General features: G+C 48.5%; 16 protein-coding genes. 13 read left to right on the forward strand and 3 right to left on the reverse strand.

Annotated features, from left to right (window positions below; translation table 11 throughout):
- Positions 1–11 precede the first annotated feature (11 nt).
- Genes DHAF_RS09265 through DHAF_RS09280 form a run of 4 tightly spaced genes read left to right on the forward strand, consistent with a single transcriptional unit; the run spans position 12 to position 3,390 of the window.
- Positions 12–1,001, forward strand: coding sequence for an ABC transporter permease (locus DHAF_RS09265; protein ID WP_011461188.1), 990 nt, complete (start codon positions 12–14; stop codon positions 999–1,001).
- On the forward strand, positions 991–1,842 hold the full coding sequence (locus DHAF_RS09270; protein WP_011461187.1) for an ABC transporter permease: 852 nt from the start codon (positions 991–993) through the stop codon (positions 1,840–1,842). Before DHAF_RS09265 ends, DHAF_RS09270 begins: the two co-directional genes overlap by 11 nt.
- An 8-nt stretch (positions 1,843–1,850) precedes the next feature.
- Positions 1,851–2,783, forward strand: coding sequence for an ABC transporter ATP-binding protein (locus DHAF_RS09275; protein ID WP_005809174.1), 933 nt, complete (start codon positions 1,851–1,853; stop codon positions 2,781–2,783).
- On the forward strand, positions 2,773–3,390 hold the full coding sequence (locus tag DHAF_RS09280) for an ABC transporter ATP-binding protein (protein WP_011461185.1): 618 nt from the start codon (positions 2,773–2,775) through the stop codon (positions 3,388–3,390). Before DHAF_RS09275 ends, DHAF_RS09280 begins: the two co-directional genes overlap by 11 nt.
- Here DHAF_RS09280 and DHAF_RS09285 read toward each other — a convergent pair.
- From DHAF_RS09285 to DHAF_RS09295, 3 genes are all read right to left on the reverse strand, one after another.
- Positions 3,387–4,691, reverse strand: coding sequence for a sensor histidine kinase (locus DHAF_RS09285; RefSeq protein WP_015943705.1), 1,305 nt, complete (start codon positions 4,689–4,691; stop codon positions 3,387–3,389). The two genes, DHAF_RS09280 and DHAF_RS09285, sit on opposite strands and share 4 nt — an antisense overlap.
- Entirely contained in the window at positions 4,684–5,388 is a 705-nt protein-coding gene (locus DHAF_RS09290; protein WP_015943706.1) for a response regulator transcription factor, read from the reverse strand. Before DHAF_RS09290 ends, DHAF_RS09285 begins: the two co-directional genes overlap by 8 nt.
- Before the next feature lie 381 nt (positions 5,389–5,769).
- Positions 5,770–7,863, reverse strand: coding sequence for a sigma-54-dependent Fis family transcriptional regulator (locus tag DHAF_RS09295; RefSeq protein WP_015943707.1), 2,094 nt, complete (start codon positions 7,861–7,863; stop codon positions 5,770–5,772).
- Positions 7,864–8,175: 312 nt separating this feature from the next.
- On the opposite strand from DHAF_RS09295, the gene DHAF_RS09300 reads away from it, so the two are divergent.
- From DHAF_RS09300 to DHAF_RS09335, 9 genes are all read left to right on the forward strand, one after another.
- On the forward strand, positions 8,176–9,561 hold the full coding sequence (locus DHAF_RS09300; protein WP_015943708.1) for an SLC13 family permease: 1,386 nt from the start codon (positions 8,176–8,178) through the stop codon (positions 9,559–9,561).
- A gap of 327 nt (positions 9,562–9,888) precedes the next feature.
- Positions 9,889–12,462, forward strand: coding sequence for a molybdopterin-dependent oxidoreductase (locus DHAF_RS09305; protein ID WP_015943709.1), 2,574 nt, complete (start codon positions 9,889–9,891; stop codon positions 12,460–12,462).
- Entirely contained in the window at positions 12,462–13,277 is an 816-nt protein-coding gene (locus DHAF_RS09310; protein ID WP_005809159.1) for a 4Fe-4S dicluster domain-containing protein, read from the forward strand. The genes DHAF_RS09305 and DHAF_RS09310 overlap by 1 nt, the downstream gene beginning before the upstream one ends.
- Positions 13,278–13,304: 27 nt before the next feature.
- On the forward strand, positions 13,305–13,460 hold the full coding sequence (locus DHAF_RS26065; protein WP_005809157.1) for a hypothetical protein: 156 nt from the start codon (positions 13,305–13,307) through the stop codon (positions 13,458–13,460).
- 170 nt (positions 13,461–13,630) lie between these two features.
- On the forward strand, positions 13,631–15,016 hold the full coding sequence (locus DHAF_RS09315; protein ID WP_015943710.1) for an SLC13 family permease: 1,386 nt from the start codon (positions 13,631–13,633) through the stop codon (positions 15,014–15,016).
- Positions 15,017–15,202: 186 nt separating this feature from the next.
- Positions 15,203–16,375 carry a (Fe-S)-binding protein gene (locus tag DHAF_RS09320; protein ID WP_015943711.1) on the forward strand — a complete coding sequence of 391 codons (1,173 nt, stop codon included), beginning with the start codon at positions 15,203–15,205 and terminating at the stop codon, positions 16,373–16,375.
- 163 nt (positions 16,376–16,538) lie between these two features.
- Positions 16,539–17,672 (forward strand): (Fe-S)-binding protein, encoded by a 1,134-nt coding sequence (locus DHAF_RS09325; protein ID WP_015943712.1) that lies wholly within the window; start codon positions 16,539–16,541, stop codon positions 17,670–17,672.
- A gap of 25 nt (positions 17,673–17,697) precedes the next feature.
- Positions 17,698–18,657 (forward strand): DUF169 domain-containing protein, encoded by a 960-nt coding sequence (locus tag DHAF_RS09330; RefSeq protein ID WP_015943713.1) that lies wholly within the window; start codon positions 17,698–17,700, stop codon positions 18,655–18,657.
- A gap of 21 nt (positions 18,658–18,678) precedes the next feature.
- On the forward strand, positions 18,679–19,464 hold the full coding sequence (locus DHAF_RS09335; protein WP_015943714.1) for an MBL fold metallo-hydrolase: 786 nt from the start codon (positions 18,679–18,681) through the stop codon (positions 19,462–19,464).
- The last annotated feature ends 43 nt before the right edge of the window (positions 19,465–19,507 follow it).

The following is a 19,507-nucleotide window of genomic DNA, read 5'->3' on the forward strand; positions in this document are numbered from 1 at the left end:
ATGAGAGTGCGATGAATAAAAGCATAGCAAAAATGATCGGGGTGAGCTTTTTACGAGGGATTACTTTGCTGGTTGCAGTGGTCATTGTTACCTTTTTGCTGGCAGACGCATCCCCCATTGATCCTATCAGTGCTTATGTGGGATCAGAAAGTGCGATCAGTGAAGAGCAACGAGAGGCGATTGCCCGGTATTGGGGCCTTGACCAGCCTCCGGCAGGCCGTCTGGTAAGCTGGCTTAAAGCCTTGGCCCAGGGTGACATGGGGAAATCCTACTATTTTCAGCAGCCGGTGACGGCGGTGATCGGAGAGCGTTTTACCCAATCCCTGATGCTGATGGGGGTTGCCTGGGTGCTCTCTGGCATTTTCGGCTTTTTGCTGGGTGTCATTGCCGCTGCCTGCCGCCATAATCCGATTGATAAAGGGATCAAAACCGTGTGTTTATTAATGTCTTCCAGTCCGCCCTTTTGGCTGGGGCTGCTGCTGATGATGGTCTTTGCGGTGAAGCTGGGCTGGTTTCCCCTGGGGCTTTCGGCCCCCATCGGCAAGCTGGCCAGCGAGGTGACCATCTGGGAGCGGCTTCATCATCTGGTTTTGCCGGCGGTGACACTTTCGATCACCGGTGTGTCCGGTATTGCCCTGCACACCCGGCAGAAGCTGATTGACATTTTGGAAAGCGACTTTATGCTTTTCGCCCAAGCGAGAGGGGAGGGGAAATGGCAGGCCATACGCCGTCATGGGTTCCGCAATATTCTTTTGCCGGCGGTGACTTTGCAGTTTGCGGCCATCAGTGAGCTGTTCGGCGGCTCGGTGCTGGCAGAAAACGTTTTTTCCTACACCGGTCTGGGGCAAGCGGCGGTGTTGGCAGGAACCCACGGGGATACGCCGCTGCTGATGGGAATCGCGTTGTTCAGCGCATTGTTTGTATTTTGCGGGAATATGATTGCCAATCTCCTTTATCCGGTGATCGACCCTCAAATCAGGGAGGCAGCTCATGGTGAATGAAACAGTTACAATCAAGAGGCCTTTAATCAATCGCCGCACCTGGACTTTAACCATTATCACGTCGGCAGTGCTGATACTGGTGGGGATAGCGGCAGCGGGCGTTCTCATGTCGCCGGAGGCCTATGCCACTAATTTTGAAAACAAAAATCAGCCGCCCTCCTTCTCCCATCTGTTCGGTACGGACTGGATGGGGCGGGATATGCTGGCCCGTACTGTCAAAGGACTTTCCACCAGTATTCTGATCGGTGTCTTAGCGGCAGGCATCAGTTCTGTGATTGCGGTCATTTTGGGCACCCTCTCGGCAGTGATGGGGAAAAAAGCGGATCAAGTGGTCTTATGGCTGATTGATATGGTGCAGGGCATTCCTCACCTGATTCTGCTGATGCTCATCTCTTTTATGCTGGGCAAGGGGCTGCAGGGGGTTATGATCGGCATCGCCATCACCCATTGGCCTAATTTGGCCCGTATCGTCCGGGCCGAGGTTTTGGCGGTAAAGAATGGGCAGTTTGTCCAGGCATCCCGCAGGATGGGGCGCAGCCCCATGTTTATTGCCGTGGGGCATATCCTGCCCCATGTGCTTCCTCAGTATATCGTCGGACTTATTTTATTGTTCCCCCATGCCATTTTGCACGAGGCTTCCATCACCTTTCTGGGTTTTGGACTGTCTCCGGAAGAGCCGGCGGTGGGCGTCATTTTATCTGAATCCATGCGCTATCTGACTTCCGGGGTTTGGTGGCTTACGGTACTGCCCGGTGCGGCTCTCCTGGCCATTGTGCTGTTATTCGATGCCATCGGGGACAATCTGCGGACGATTATCGATCCCTACAGCGCACAGGAATAGGAGGAACTATGTCACAGAACAAAGCAAAGCCACCCGTCTTGGAGGTAAAGGATCTATCCATTTCTTTCCGGATGTACGACCGGGGATTGAATCAAAAGGAGCTGAAAGTCATATCCAGCTTGGATATAGCTATCAATGCAGGAGAAATTTTGGCGGTCGTCGGCTCGTCGGGAAGCGGCAAAAGCCTGCTGGCTCATGCTATTTTAGGGATATTACCTTACAACAGCTCCTATTCCGGCTCCATGAAGTATTGCGGACAGGAGCTTACCCCCCGCCTGCAAAAGAAACTGCGGGGTAAAGAAATAGCCCTGGTTCCTCAGTCGGTGGGCTTTTTAGACCCGATCATGCGGGTCGGCAAACAGGTCCGCGGCATTTATGGCACGGAAAAACAGCAGCAGGAGGTGTTCCGGCGCTTTAATCTTGCACCGGATACGGCGGAGAAATATCCCTTTCAGCTTTCCGGCGGTATGGCGCGCCGGGTACTGGTGTCTACGGCGGTTATCACGGACGCCCATCTTATCATTGCCGACGAGCCTACCCCGGGACTTAATCCAGAAGTGGCGGCAGAGACCATGCGCTATTTCCGTGAGATCGCCGATGGAGGCAGTGCGGTCATGCTCATCACCCACGATATTGATTTAGCCCTCAGTATTGCCGATAGAATTGCCGTGTTTTATGCGGGAACCACCATCGAAATAGCACCTGTGGAGGATTTTATCGCCGGAAAGGAGCAGCTGCGCCATCCCTATACGAAAGCGTTGTGGGATGCTTTGCCTCAGAATGATTTTGTTCCTATTCCCGGCCTCCAGCCCTATGCGGGCAGCCTGCCCAGCGGGTGCCCCTTTGCTCCCCGCTGCCGGCAGCGGACCGACAGCTGCGCAGGCAATGTGGAAATGCGTGAAGTGCGGGGAGGAGAGGTGAGATGCAAGCATGTTACTTGAGGTCAACAATATCAGCTTCGGCTATTCTAAAAAGGATTTGATTCTAAAAAACGTCAGCTTTTCCGTGGATAAAGGAGAACGGGTGGGCCTTGTGGGCCCCTCCGGCTATGGTAAAAGCACCCTTGCCAAGCTTTTGGCAGGTTATCTGGCTCCTACGGAGGGGGAAATTCTGTTTGAGGGCAAGCCTTTGCCTACCACCGGCTACTGCCCTGTCCAGCTCATTTATCAGCATCCGGAAAAGGCCGTGAATTTCCGCTGGAGAATGCGCCAGATTCTGGAGGAGTCCTGGGTTCCCGATGAGGCCTTCCTGCAAAAAATCGGCATCGAAAAGCAGTGGCTTAACCGTTGGCCCAATGAGCTGAGCGGCGGCGAGCTGCAGCGTTTTTGCATTGCCCGGATCCTGGGGCCCCAAACCAAATTTCTGCTTGCGGATGAAATCAGCACCATGCTGGACGTTATCACCCAGGCGCAAATCTGGCAGCTGGTGCTTTCGGTGGTGGAAGAGCGTGAAATGGGAATGATCGTGGTCACCCACAGTGAAGCGCTGGCACAAAAGGCCTGCACACGGATCATCGGCCTTCCGGCTCTTAACGCTGTCCAGCCTTAAGGGATTTCCGGGATAAAAAGAGTACATTGGAATACTCCGTCCTGCTTATGGATGTGCAAGGAGCCGCCATTTTGCCGGGCAATCTCACCGGCACTGTTCAGGCCGATTCCGGCGCTGGCAACAGCGCCGGTTTCTTCTGTGCGGATAGGGTTGCCAAAGGAGATGGCCAAACCCTGCTCCCCTCTGTGGCAGGAAATCTCGATGGCAAAGGCCGGATCGGCATATTTGAGAAGATTGGAGAAAATATTGTCCAGGATCCGCTCCAGGGAAGTCTTGCCAATGGCAAAGAAGGCCGCTTCTCCCTCGTATTTTGAAGCAAGGCACTGGAATAAATGGGATTCCAGAAGAATAAGTCCATCATCGATTAAAAGATTGATGGCGGCGCTGTCGCAAAAGATGTCCTCCGCTTTGGATTCATCCATGCTGGTCAAAAAATGCGTGAACATATTTTCCGAAAGGCTTTTCAGCTGGAGCGCTTTTTCTTCCGCCTTATGCAGATACTGCTCCTGGACTACTTTGCTGGGACAGCGTTTTTGATTGACAATATCCAGATAACCGATCAGGCTGGTTACGGGCGTACGCAGGTCATGGGACATGTGTACGGCAAATTGATCCCGATCCTTGCGCACTTTTTGAAAGCGGATAATTTGCTTCAACAGAGCATGGCGCATTTTGTCAACATCCTGGGCCAGGGAGGCAAGTTCATCTTCCCCCTTTATGGTAATGGGGAAATTAAGGTTGCCCCCTTCGATGTTTTTGATCTCCTGAGCCAATTGATGGATGTAAACCACCTTTCTGCGCACATAGTAAAGCATAATGAGGAGGAAGGTTAAAAAGAATACGGTCAGGCCGATAATATTCAGCTGATCGACAAAGCGGTGACGGGCCAATGTACTGACAACAGCGGTAACCTCAACATCACTGAATTGTAGAGGATAGGTTTTCTGCCAGGGTAAAGGGGAGGTTAATCTGCCGCTTGCTAAATTTCCGGCATGATAAGTGATCGTCGAATCATAAATCAGGCGGTCGCCGTAGTAGAGGAATAAAGTGGTAAGCTGACGCTCTTTCACCCAGTTGGATACAACATGATAATCCAAGGCGGAAGCCTGACTGTTAGTGATATATTCCTGAAGGTTTTGGATTTCCAAATCCTGTTGCTGCTCGACAAAGGCAGGATCGCTGAACTTATGATCAATCCACAGTGTGCCGGCTTTATGGACAATAAAAAAAACCACCGCGGCAATTATAAAGGCAGACAAGGCGCAAAGGGCTAATTTGGTGCCTAATTTGATCTCAAGCAAATTTATACCCCTCCCCCCAAACCGTAAGGATATATTTCGGGTGTTGAGGATCTGCCTCTATTTTTTGCCGCAGGTTTCGGATATGTACCATGACGGTATTGTTGGCCGAGGGGAGATAGGATTCCCCCAAAAGCTGTTCATAGAGGTTTTGGACGGAAAAAACCGTCCCCCGATTCCGGACCAGGAAGGCCAGCAATTGGTACTCTTTAGGCCGCAAAAGCAAGGGTGTTCCGTTCAGAAACACTTCCCCGGAGGTAGGATGCACAACCAGATTGTTGATCCTGATCAAATCCCTGTCGGACTTGGAGCTGAGTTTTTTTCCCCGATAGACCTGATAGCGCCGGAGTATGGCCTTGACTCTTGTTAAGAGTTCGGCCGGGATGAAGGGCTTGGTCAGGTAATCATCGCCGCCCGAATCAAAGGCCATTTCTTTATCTGCAGTCAAGCTTTTAGCGCTTAAGTAGAGGATGGGGGCAGTGGTGATTCGGCGCATTTTTTCACAAATCGTAAAACCGGAATCACCGGGCATCATGATATCCAAAATAATCAGATCGACACTGCTGTTCAGCAAGGATAAAGCCTCTTGTCCATTACGCGCCCGCAAGGTCAGGAAGCCCTCACTCTGCAGCAATGCTCCAATGACTTCACATATATCATTGTCGTCATCGATGATCAGGATCGTTGAGGCTGGTACCATGAGTGTCCCTCCCGGCCATTAAAATAGTATGTTCAGTATATCATACTGGCGAATAGCAGGAAATAAAGCGCATATTCCTTTTCGCGCCCCTTAGCCGGAGCTTATTCGGAATAATGGCTTACCTTTTTTCAAATTAGGACTAAAGTATCAAAAGAGAATTTTGTACTGTTGAGGAAGTCTTGGTTCGTGGACGGCTGAAAGCCGCCAAAATCCAAGCAGTTCTCGTTTGATCATGTTTTCAACATCATGGCAGGCCAAAAATTCTTCCGCTCCTCCGGGTTTTTTAAACAGGAAGGGTTGATATAAGTATTACAATAAGGCTGCCGACCAATTACCCGGTCGGCAGCCTATGCTTGTTCGCCCAGCATGGGCGTAATCTAATTATTCATCGATGCCGAGGAGCTTTAATTTGCGATAAAGAGTGGACTTGCTTAATCCCAATAATTCGGCGGCAATACAGATATTATTCCCCGACTTAGCCAGAGCATTCTGTACGACTATTTTTTCCGCTTCCTTCAGGGAGACCACATCTCTGAGTTCGGCCTCGTTCAGGTTGTTTTCTTTGGAGAGTTCAATGGGGTTCAAGGATAAGGAGGCAGGATGATTTTTATTGTGGATAATTTCGTCAGGCAAATGCTCTGGAAGAATCAATTCATCTTCTGACACATTCAAGGCATAGATAATGGCATTCTCTAACTGGCGAACATTGCCCGGCCAAGTGTACTCCATGAGCTTTATTTTGGTTTCATGGCTGAGCTTGGGAAGTTTGCTGCGCCAATTGTACTTCTGGATAAAAAACTCGGCTAAAGAAAGCACGTCACTATCCCGCTGGCGAAGGGGCGGAATATCCACTCTGAGTACGGACAGACGATAATATAAATCTTGTCTGAACTGACCGCTTTGGACTAAGGTTGCCAGGTCTTTGTTAGTCGCGGCCACCATGCGGAAGTCGACGGCCCGGTATTTACTGCCGCCGATGCGCATAACCTGCTTATTTTCCAAGACTCTCAGTAATACCGCCTGAATTTCTATAGGCATATCACCTATTTCGTCCAGGAAAAGGGTTCCGCCTTCGGCCAGCTCTATTTTTCCCGGGCTGCCATTTTTTTTGGCGCCGGTAAAGGCACCGCTGTCATACCCGAATAATTCACTTTCAATGAGGTTCTTGGGAATAGCGGCACAATTAAGGACAATAAAGGGCCCTGAAGGCCGATATTCATTATGAATGGCTTGGGCGAAGAGTTCTTTTCCAGTGCCGCTTTCGCCAATTAATAGGATATTGGCCGGTGATCTGGCGAAGCGTTGGGCCAGGCTTTTGGTCCGCAGCATCTTGGTGCTGGCGCCTTTAATGCTTTGAAAATCGAAATCCAGCTTGGCTCCGCTGCTTGAGGATACCATGTTTTTGGCTTTTTCGGTATCGACGATTTTGACAACACCACCACTGGAGCCGGAAGAATCGGCGGGGAGTGGCTGTATCGAAAAGGTATAGCCTTGGGTTCCGTAGTCATTAAGGACTTCGACTTCAATATTATGGATCATTTTAAGTTGCCGCAGAGCTTCTGCCAATGCGTCGTTCTTCACAAGAAATTCCATGATATTGCGGCCGATTGCCTCATTCGTATTACAGTTAAATATTTGCGCCGCAGGAGAATTTATATGCTGTATAAGCCCTTCCCGGCTAACAATAACCATCCCTTCGGTCATCATTTTGATGGCAGTCTGTAAAGCGGTATTCGTACTCTTGAACAATGAATTGCTGAGTTTCAGATTGAGCTGAGTTTTGATTTCCATAGCCAGAGATGTGACCCACCCTAGAGTCAGATACTGCAGGTTGTGGAGATCAAGATCCCAAGGGTCATCACCAAGTTTTTGCAGTAAGATCAAAACGGCAATAACTTTTCCGTCACTATCAAATAAAGGAGCAGTGGAGGTGATATCGTTCTGGAAATAAGCGGGAAAGTTTTCCGGACCTAACAAAGAGATAGGTTTTTTGTGACGAATGCTCAAGACATGAGCGCAGGTTCCAATCGTCGCCTCATTCCATAGGACACCCGGGCCAATAGTATTTCCATAGCGATCGACCATTTTTGTATTACCGTTGCGGTAGAGTACTATCCCGCTGCCATCGACCAAAGATACCATGTAACCGGATTCCGTGAGCAATGGTTTAAAACTGTCTAACAGAGGGAAGGCGATGTCGATCAACTCTTTATTCTGCTCAAATATGGAGTTTAGCTCACGGGAACTAATCGTTGGCGCCGTACCCATTGATTCAGGGGTTAGGTTATAGCTTTGGGAGCGAATCCAGGAATTGGCGATTTCATCTCTGACGTAAGGGGAGAGACGAGGATCCGTACCTTTTTCCAAGAAGTCCTTTTTGCTTTGCATAATACCCCGCCATCGACCAGAGATGTCTATATCTGCAGTAGGGCCAATATATGGATTGACATTTTCTACGTTAGATTGATAATGCATCTTCTGACCTCCGATGTTGTGATGGTTACATTGTACCTTACAAATGAAGATTATGCATTGCTTTTAAAAACTTTTTTTCACGATTTCCTAGAAGTAATAAAATCCTTCTTAAAACTTAAACCTTTTCGCAGAAATGAAAAGGTTGGTTGGGGTAAGAAGGGGTGAATTAATATAGAAAAACGTTACCCGAATGCACCTCTTCTTCTTATTTTTATATACATCTGCAATTTGGTATGGTTTTTGCATTTAATGGGGTTGTCATTTTAAATCGAGTTCTGTCAGTCAGACAAGCATTTTGAAAGGATGGTCTTAATGAAGAAAAAGTGGCTGGGTCTTGGTCTGGGAATTCTAATCATGGTGATCGCCTATTTTTTGCCTGAGACTGCTGGGCTGACTCAAGCCGGCAAAATGGCTATTGCTATTTTGCTGACGGGGATTGTTTTATGGGTGACTGAAGTGATGCCTTTAGCAATCACCGCCTTGCTGCTTATGGTGTGCTTGCCCTATTTCGATATTTTAAACTGGAGCACAACCTGGTCTAAATTTATAAGTTCTGTGATATTTTTCGTCATTGCCACGTTTGCTATTACTGTCGCCTTAATCAAGACGAGCCTGGCAACGCGTATCGCCGGGGTTCTCGTCAGATGGTCCAAAGGAGATCCCAAGGGTTTGGTGCTGGGATTTATGGTGGGGAGTGCTCTTCTATCTTCAGTTTGCAATAATGTTCCGACTTGCTCGCTGTTTATGAGCTTAGCGCTGTCCATCCTGATTACCGACAACGCCATACCAGGCAAAAGCAACCTTGGCAAATGCTTAATGATCGGGATTCCTTTTGGCACCATGATCGGCGGTGCAATGACTCCTGCCGGTACTTCCATCAACATTATGGCCATCGGTCTGTTGGAAGAGGCCACCGGCATGACGATCTCCTTCTTGGATTGGATGCTGATGGGGATACCATTTGCTGTCATTATGGTTCCGATCAGCTGGCTTTCTCTCGTTATGATCTTCAAGCCGGAAGCCATTAGTCAGAAATCTGAAGATACGATCAATAACATGGTCATTAGTGCAGGAAGGCTGACCAGCCAGGAAAAGAAAATTATTACAATTATCGGCGTTATGCTCGTTGCCTGGATTGCCAGCACTTGGGTTCCATGGCTTGATGCAACCGGAATCGCGGTGATGGGATTGATTGCCTTCTTCTTTCCGGGAATTGAGGTCCTTACTTGGGATGAATTTGTCAAAGGGGTATCCTGGGAAGTTATTTTAATGATCGGTGGTGTCCAGGCAGTAGCAGCAGGGATTATGGCTACAGGCGCCGCCAACTGGCTGGTGGATGGTATTATGGCAGGAGCTGCCAACTGGAGCACACCCATGTTGGCCGGGGCTGCGGCATCGGTCATGACAATTCTCCATGCCATTTGTCCGGTGGGTCCGGCAATTTGCGGCATGGCCACTGTACCGATTTCTGGTTTAGCCCTTCTGGCAGGCGCCAGTCCAGCGGTATTAACGATGATTGTAGCTCTCGGTGCGGCCATCACCTTTATCCTTCCTTTAGATTGTGTGCCTTTGATCACTTACAGTAAAGGCTATTACAAGATGGGCGATATGGTGAAGGCCGGAATCGTTCCTACCATTGCCATGATCTTGGTTTGTGCTTTTGTCTTGCCCGTACTGGGTCCTTTGATCGGCATCTAAGCTATCTCAGTATTGATAAAGTGTTGTGCAGATTTCGGTTTTTTCTCAAGAATAGGAAGGCGATGAGAATGATTAATGCCGGCCTTGCGCTGCATAAGACTGGGGACTCCCGTGTGTTTCTGATTTTTGGCAGGCTGGCACGAAATTTGCAATAGATAGATTCGACTGACAGAAGAGCTAAGATTACGATTTAAAATGACAAGTTATTCATAATTTTAGTTAGGAATTTGTCAATAAAAGGAGGGAACTTCACCAACTTAATTTTTATAATCCATATTAACCCCATGACAATTAACCCCATGACAGCTCGTAAAGGAGGATAAATCGGTGAGTAAAAAAGACAAAAAAACCTGTATTAAAGGTATCGGCTTGTGCGGATTCGGCTCAGGCTCAAATTCCGCCGCAGTGGATGTCCAGGATGGTAAGGTGGTCAGAATCCGCAACTTCCGCTACGATAAAGAATATACTCCGGAGGAAATGAAACCCTGGCGGCTCCAGGTCAACGACAAGATATTTGAACCTACCATGAAATCTCTGTTACCGCCCTATAGCATGATTTATAAGAAAAGAACCTATTCCAAAAACCGCATACCCTACCCTATGAAAAGAGTGGATTGGGATCCTGAGGGAGAGCGCAATCCCCAAAATAGAGGAATAAGCAAATTCGTCCGCATTTCCTGGGATGAAGCAACCGATCTGATCGCTAAAGAGCTGAAAAGAGTGTATAAGGAATATGGCCCCTATACCGTCCTGGCTCAAGGGGATGGTCATGGAGAAACCAAAACCGTTCACGCAGCCCATGGTTGTCAGATGAAGCTGTTGGATCTCCTGGGCGGCTATACTCTCCAAGCGCGGAATGCCGACAGCTGGGAAGGCTGGTACTGGGGGGCAAAGCATGTCTGGGGTCAGGACCCGGTAGGTCAAGGAAAACAGACTAATCTTTTTAAAGATATCTCCGAAAACTCTAAAATGGTTTTGTTCTGGGGATGTGATCCTGAAACAACTCCTTGGGGCTGGGGCGGTCAGCAAGCCAGCCGTCTTTCTTACTGGTTTACAGATATCGGAATTAAATCCGTATATATTTGCCCGGACCTCAACTACGGAGCAGCCGTTCACGCTGATAAATGGATTCCGGTTCTCCCTAATACGGATCTGGCGATGCAATTTGCTATAGCTTATATCTGGCTCACAGAAGATAGTTATGACAAGGACTATATTGAAACCCACACCATCGGGTTTGACTATTTGAAACGCCATGCCCTCGGTGAAGATGGAACCGAACCGAAAACTCCGGAATGGGCTGAAAAAATCTGTGGTGTTCCCGCCCGGACCATTAAGGCCTTAGCCAGAAAATGGGCTAAAGAGGCAACAACTATTGCCCACAGCAATGGGGGTTCTTACATCCGTTCCTGCTATTCCCATGAGCCGGCGCGCATGGAGGTTTGCCTCCTGGCGATGCAGGGCTTAGGAAAGCCGGGCCGCAATCAGTTCAAATTCATTGAATGGCAATTATTCGGAAGCAACGAACAAATGCCGGCACCCAGAAGCGAATTTATTCCAACCGTAAAATCTGCTTATACGGGCTGGCGCTATACCATGTCACCACAGTTCCTGCCCAAAACCTTGATTCCCAAAGCTATTCAAAGTGATGAACCCCTTACCTGGTATGGTCAAACCATGGCAGGTTACCCACGGGAAGATCAGTTTATCGAGTACCAGTATCCCATTGAAGGTGGAGCCCCAATTCATATGATCTGGACCGATACTCCTTGCTGGACCACCTGCTGGACCGGTGGCAATGAGATGATCGAAGCGCTGCGCAATTCTAAAATTGAGTGCATAGTTGCCCAACACCCCTGGTTGGAGAATGATTGCTTGTTTGCCGATATTATTCTCCCCACCAGCACCAAGATGGAGAGCCGTGATATCTCCGTCGATACCCTAAGCGGCAATTTCAACCATCTTTTCTATGAAGAGCAATGTATTGAGCCGGTTGGCGAAGCCAAGAGTGACTGGGAAGCCGTCTGTGAAGTAGCTCAAAAGTTAGGGCTTCTGGAACAGTATACTGATGGCATGTCGGAGATGGATCTAATCGAAAAAGGCTTTATGGAGTCCGGTGTTCAAACTAAGATCAGCTTCGAAGAATTCTTGGCAAAAGGGTATTATATGATTCCTACAGCGGATGGCTGGGAAGACGATATCCCCGGATTCGGCAAATTTTATCAGGATCCCAAGCAATATCCTTTAGAGACTCCTTCCGGATTGTTGGAAATTTTCTCTCAGGACCTGGCTGATGTATTCCCCGATGATCAAGAGCGCAAGCCATATCCCCAATGGATTGCTTTCGGGGAAAGTCATTCGGAAAGCTTGCTCCATCCAAAATCTGAAAAATATCCATATCTTATCGTTTCCAACCACCCACGCTGGAGAGTTCATGCCAATCTGGATGATATCTCCTGGCTGAGAGAAATTCCAACCTGCAAGGTGGCAGGACCCGACGGCTATCTCTATGAACCGGTCTGGATTAACCCTGTGGATGCAGAAAAGCATGGCATCCAAAGTGGAGATATCGTGAAACTGTTTAACGATAATGGCTGGGTTCTCGGCGGCGCCTATGTCACCGAAAGAATCAGACCGGGTGCCATTTACCAGGATCACGGGGCACGCCTGGATCCGATCAAAGCCGGCGAAGGTGACCGTGGCGGGGCTAACAACTTGATTTGTGTTTCCAATACTGTCTCCAAAAATTGTGCCGGTGAAGTAACCAGCGGATTTCTGATAAACATCGAAAAATGTGATTTGGATGCTTTAAAAGCTGAATACCCCGAGGCCTTTAACAGAGAATACGATCCAGGCACCGGTGTATGCCTTTCATCCTGGATTGTAGGAGGTGCAGAATAATGAAAGTATTTGTGATCGATGTCTCCAGATGCAATGGCTGTTATGGCTGTCAATTAGTCTGCAAGGATGAGCATGTCGATAATGACTGGTCACCCGTCGCCAAACCGCAGCCTGATATGGGGCAATTCTGGATGAAAGTCAAAGAAACGGTCCATGGCAGTGTGCCTAAAGTAAAAGTGGAGTATGTGGCCCGGCCTTGCATGCACTGTGATCATCCCGCCTGTATTCGCCCGGAAGATCAGGGAGCTGTCTATAAACGTACAGACGGATTAGTGATTATCGATCCCGAAAAAGCCCGGGGGAAGAAGGAGTTGGTGGACACCTGCCCCTATGGTGCAATTTATTGGAATGAAGCTTTGGAGATTCCCCAAAAATGTACCGGCTGTGCTCATCTCGTGGATGAAGGAGAAGTTCCCCGCTGTGTGGATGCCTGCGCCACCGAAGCGCTTAAGTTTGGTGAAGAAGAAGAATTTAAGGATTTGATTGCTCAGGCAGAACTTATGCAACCCGAGCTTGGCCTGAAACCCCGTGTTTATTATGTGAACCTTCCCAAGCTGTTTGTTGCCGGAGAAGTTTATGATCCCCAGGCTAATGAAATCATTGAAAATGCAGCCATCACCTTGACGGATTTAGCCACCCGGCAGAGCTGGACCTGCCAATCGGATGATTTCGGCGATTTCTGGTTCAAGAGAATAGTTGCCGGAAAATATGCGCTCCGGATAGAGGCTCAAGGGTTTAAACCTTATGCGATGACGGAGCTTAATGTGGACAAGAGTTTGAATGTTGGTTCCATTGCTCTGGAGGCTTTGAAATAAGATTGTTTAGATTGAGGAGGAAGAACGATGTGTTTTAGACCACCAACGGCTAACAAGCCGGTAAAGTGCCCGGCTTGCGGAATGTATAATCCACCGACCATGAAGGTATGTAAAAAATGCGGCTTTGACGGAACGGAAGGTTCAGGTGATCCCTCAAAACAAAAGCCCAAAAATGAAGATTAGGGTAACACGGTAAGTTAATTATAAATAAACAGAGCAAGCATTTCTTAGGAAATGCCTTGCTCTATTCATACTCATACTTTTTTTCACTAACTTCTTAGAGCCAAACCAAAAGGTAACGGCAAATTATTAATAGTCTCTTGCTAACTATACAGCTTGAAGGGATGATCGGAATGAAGAAAAAGTGGTTAGGACTAGGATTAGGAATTTTAATTTTGTTCACCGGGTATTTTTGGCCTGAGACAGCAGGGTTGACGCAACCGGGTAAAATGTCTATTGCCATTCTGATGGCTGGTATTGTGCTTTGGGTCACTGAAGTGATGCCCCTTGCTATTACCGCATTGCTCCTGATGGTGTGCATGCCCTATTTCGAAATTTTCAACTGGAGTACAACGTGGTCCAAGTTTATCAGTTCTGTAATCTTCTTCATTATTGCCACCTTCGCTATCAGCGTTGCTTTAATCAAGACCAGCTTAGCGACACGAATTGCCGGGGTTCTAATCAAATGGTCTCAAGGGAATTCAAAGCGTTTAGTATTGGGATTTATGGCAGGTACGGCACTTTTATCCGCAGTTTGCAATAATGTTCCCGCGTGTTCTCTTTTTATGAGCTTAGCCTTATCCATTCTGATTACCGACAATGCCATCCCGGGAAAAAGCAATCTGGGTAAATGTTTAATGATCGGGATACCCTTTGGAGCGATGATTGGAGGGACGATGACTCCCGCAGGAACTTCCATCAATATTATGGCAATGGGTTTGCTGGAGGAAGCAACCGGCATAACAATTTCTTTCTTGGATTGGATGCTGATGGGAATTCCTTTCGCGATCATTATCGTACCTGTCTGCTGGCTGTCACTGATCATGATCTTTAAGCCGGAAGACATTAGTCAAAAATCTATCGATATCCTTCAGAATAGGGTCGTAACAACGGAAAAATTAAATAAAGAAGAAAAGAAAATTATTATAATTATTGCAGTAATGCTTGCAGCTTGGATCGCCAGTACCTGGATTCCCTGGCTGGACGCTACTGGAATTGCGGTCATGGGCCTGATCGCCTTTTTCTTTCCCGGCATCGAAGTTCTTAGTTGGGATGAGTTTATCAAAGGGGTTTCCTGGGAAGTGGTGCTGATGATCGGCGGTGTTAATGCCGTTGCAGCAGGCATTATGTCTACTGGAGCAGCTGCCTGGATTGTAGATAGCGTAATGGGAGGGGCTTCCGGCTGGAGTTATCCGATGTTGGCCGGCGTTACGGCAACGGTGATGGCCGTCCTTCATGGGATCTGTCCGGTTGGTCCGGCAATTTGCGGAATGGCTACCGTACCGATTTCCGGCTTGGCAGAGCTTATTAATGCCAGCCCGGCCGTATTGACGATTATTGTTGCTTTCGGTGCAGGTATAACTTTTTTACTCCCTCTGGATTGTGTCCCATTGATTACTTATGGTAAAGGGTATTACAAGATGGTCGATATGGTAAAGGCCGGTATTATTCCTACGATCGCTGTGATATTGGTTTCTGCTTTTATCTTGCCGCCATTAGGTGCCTTGATCGGGTTATAGTTCGGAAAAGCTCCGGATCCTGGGGATTGTTTTTTCAAATTAGGACTAAAAGTGTCAAAAAGAGAATTTTGAGTATTGAGGCAGCCTTGGTTCGAGAACGGCTGAAAGCCGCCGTAAGGCGAATCCACTGGTGTTTTAAGCTCCTGAGATTTACTCAGGGACGTTCAAATCAAGCTGGTACAATTTTTGCATGTAAATATAAGCAGCACTAATTTCAAGTTGGACAAAATTAACGAGGTGAACTCATTGAATCAGGAAAAGGGCTGGGCAAAAAGGATAGGTGCTGAGTGCACTGATTGCGGCCAGTGTGCGGAAAGCTGCCGTATCTTAACAGAGCTTAATGAGTCTCCGGGGCAGATCGCCAGGAGAGGTATAGAGATGGATGAAGCCTATGGGTGCGCGCTTTGCGGGAAATGCGAGGCCATGTGTCCCCTGGGTTTGAGTCCTTGGCGAATGTTTGAGCAGCGCAGAGTGGAGGCGGTGCAGCAGGGGGAAATAACTATTGAGGAATATCAATATTTATTTCCGGACCGTGCGGTCACGGTAATGAGCATGTTCAGAGAGTATTACGGGATTGATTATTCTGAACTGAACACATCCTTGCCGGCGCAGACCGGGTTTTTACCGGGGTGTACCATGCTGACCTATTCTCCGGAGTTGACGAAAAAGGTCTATGCAGCATTGGCTGAAAAGTATGAAAAAGTGTTGCTTCTTGATCATTGCTGCGGTATTCCCTTGTATCATATTGGGATTCCGGAAAGAGGGGATAAAATCAAAGGAGAATTAGGGGAGAAAGTACGTCAATTAGGGGTAAAGCGGCTGATTACTGCTTGCCCTAACTGTTACTATCAGTTCAAGAAAGAAGGGGTCTTGCCGGATCTGGAGGTTATTACGGTCTACGAGGCCTTGGCGGATGAGTTTATAGCCAACCAAGGCTCGGAAGTTTACGCCATTCATGATTCCTGCCCGGATCGTTTTGAGGGCATCTTTGGCAGGCAGGTCAGAGAAGCCCTGGACCGGGGAAATTATCAGCGGGCAGAGATGAGGCACCATGGTAAAAACTCAGTTTGCTGTGGCAGCAGTGGTCAACTCGGTCATTTCCGACCGGAATGGGCCACGGAGCATGAAGTGCAGAACTTGGAGGAAGCCGGTAAGGCCGGAGCGGATACTTTATTAGCCTACTGTCATGCTTGTGTGTTGAATTTCGGTAATATTGCCGATCGTAAAATCAAAATACGCCATGCACTTAATACCTTGCTGGGTTTTGAAGAAGATTACAGTGAAGTCAAAGGAAAGGCGGCCCAAATGTTTGAAGGGGAGGAGGGGTATGAACGTTATCTTAAGCTCTTTCAAGATTAGCACTCTGTAACATCGTCGAGCAATGCGAGGCTTAGGTGTACAGAGCACTGGTCACGCTTCCATAGGGGAACCAGTTAGCCAACGGATGGCTTCTCGTGAAAGAAATGACATGAAAATGCTGAAACAACCTGGATTTAGGCTGAGGAAAGAAGAGGAGAGAATCATGAATCATGCTGAAGAAACTCTGGCCGCCTGTCAGGAAATCATCGATAACTGCACGGATTGCGGCCTGTGTAGAGCAGAGTGCCAACTCTTAGAGAGGATTGATGAGAGCTTAGTGAGCCTTGCCACACGTCAGCCGACTGTATCAGAAGCCTATAATTGCTCCCTTTGCGGACTGTGTGAAAGTGTCTGCCCAGCGGGCTTAAGCCCTAAGTATATGTTTGCCGCACTACGCGAGCAATCTGTAGCTAAAGGAGAAATAGAGATTGAGGACTTCCGGTATATGTTTCCGGATCGGCCTTTAAACGTTATGAAACTGATCCGTGAAGCCAATGGCATCGGGTATGGCGAGCTGAATCCGGACCGGGAGTGTGATACAGCCTTTTTTGCGGGATGCAGCATGCTCACTTACGATCCGCACTTGGTTCATGTCTTATTCAAAACCCTTCAACAAGAGAGTAAGACTATTTCTCTTTTAACCGATTGCTGCGGCTTACCCCTGTATCAGCTGGGTTTAAAGGAGAGAGAAGCCCGCTTCAGCCAAGGATTAAAGGATAAGCTCCTCAGACTTAAAGTAAAAAAACTGATCTTTGCCTGCCCTAATTGCTACTATCAGCTGCAACCTATGGCGCTGGAAATGGGCATTGCCATCCAGACGATTTATGAGGCTCTGGAGGATTCGGAATTAGTGAATGCTCCACTTGCAGAACACCAGAGAAAAATTGTTACGGTCCACGATTCATGTCCTGACCGGCCGGCCGGTAAATTTGCCGGCCAGGTCAGAAAAGCCCTGGCCGGGAAAGGCTATTCCTTGGTTGAAATGGAGCATCACCGCGACAGAGCCCTGTGCTGCGGAAGCGGCGGGCAAGTGTCCCATTTTGACCCGGAACTGGCCCAAAGTCTTGTGCAGGCCCGGTTAAGGGAAGTTGAAGCATCTAAGGTGGAAATCCTTACGGCTTATTGCTTAGGGTGTGTCCTCAATCTAAGCAAGAACCAAAACCAGATCCCGGTCCAGCATGTTTTAAACCTGCTCCTGGAGTTTGAGCAGGATTTTGCCGGCTTAAAGAAAAGAGCTCAATCACTGCTTGAAGGGCCTGAAGGAGAAAAATTATGGGAAAGAGTTATGGCAGATTAACTAAGGTGCTAAAGGAGATTTCAACATGAACTATAAGGAATTAAATAAGATTTTCAAAGAGACTCTTTCCCTGCGTTGGGATCCGGTGGCGGTAAGAATGATGAGGCCTGGAGAAGAAAAGCCGGCCCAAGGGATCGAACCTACCGTGCCCTTGCGCCATTGCCAATCCATCATTACCGCACGCCGGGGCAACTGTCTCTATATGCCCCCCCGCAGCCATGCCTGCCCTGACGGAACCGGGGTTCTGGGCTTGGTGGAGATGTCTCCCAAACTGAGATCAGGGGATCTTTATCTGCTCTTTAAAAAGATGCCCAATATCGAAACCGCCCGTCAAATGATCAGCTCCCGTCCTGAATTTAAAGCGGGAAGCTATGAGGCCACCCTTCTGGCTCCTTTAGAGAAGGCAGCCTTCGAACCCGATGTGGTGGTCTTTACTCTGTGGCCCGAGCAGGCTATGTGGCTTTGCTGTGCGCAAACCTACGCCACCGGGGAGCGTCAGGATTTTAAAACCTCAGGGTTCAATTCGGCCTGCGCCGATTTAATTGTGCAGACCATGACCTCGGGGGAAATGAATATTTCCTTTGGCTGTTATGGTGCCCGGGCTTCCAGTGAGATTGACGATTTTGAACTGTATCTTGCCATCCCCACAGCCTTGCTTGAGCCTATAGCTCAGGCTTTGCTGAAGCTATCCCAAAAGAGTATTCCGGAGGAGAGAAAGAAAATCTACCTCCACCCTGTTATGGATAAAGTGGGTTCCCGAAGAGCTCAGTCTCAGGGAGAAGGGGCACGGGTTGAGCTTTTTGTGGATACCGAACGATGTATGGGGGATGGACTCTGCGTGGATTTCTGCCCTTCAGGAGTCCTGGCCATGGTGGAGGCAGGAGACCGGAAAGTCGCTCAAGCACTGCATCCCGATGCCTGCAGTGCTTGTTATACCTGTGTGGGGCAGTGCCCGCAACAAGCGATTCAGCTTTCCTATAATTAAGGAGTTAAGGAGGGATAGGGAATGGGAGTCAAGTTTACATTAATGGGAACCACTGCCGGACTCGGTGTTCCGGCTTTTCATTGCAACTGTATAGCTTGCCGGGAAGCCCGGGCCGACCCTTTTTGGGCCAGAACCCGCAGCGGGGCGGTTCTGGAGACGGGAAAAGAGAACATTCTCATCGACGCCTCCCCTGATTTAAGCAAGCAATTGCTCAGGGAACGGATTCAATCTGTTGATTATCTGTTCGTTACCCATTGGCATTATGATCATTTCGGTGGTATCGGGGATCTGGAATACTATGTCAAGCTGGAACGGAAGCGGCCGGTTGCCCTGTTTTTACCGCCAAGCGCTGTAGATGACTTCGCTAAGGCCTATCCTTTTTTGGAAGAGGTCTTTGTGATCGAACCCTGGGAGTTCGGCAAAAGCTACGCTTTTGAAGGCATAGAACTGACCGTTTTACCGGCCAGGCACAGTATCGAGACCGGAGGCATCCTCCTGGCAGGAGCAAAAAGAGCAGCTTATTTTACAGATACGTCCGGGCTGCCTGCCCCAACCGCCCGGCAGCTTCAAGGTGTGGATACCCTGATCTGCGACGCCACCTTTAACGGCGCCAACTGGTTTCCCCATAGCCATATGAATTGGCAGGAAGCTATTGCCTTAGGGGAGAGCATCCGGGCCCAGCATACGGTATTAACCCATCTGGCCATGCACTACAGTACCCCGATCACAGCGGCTCAGCTCCAGGAGAAATTAAAGGATTATGCCCAGGTGTCCCTGGCCTATGACGGCATGGTTCTGACAATCTGAGCGGTTTAAGTAACAAAGCTTAATGCCAAAGAGGATTTGCTTT

It is taken from the genome of Desulfitobacterium hafniense DCB-2 (assembly GCF_000021925.1).
GTDB lineage: Bacteria > Bacillota > Desulfitobacteriia > Desulfitobacteriales > Desulfitobacteriaceae > Desulfitobacterium > Desulfitobacterium hafniense.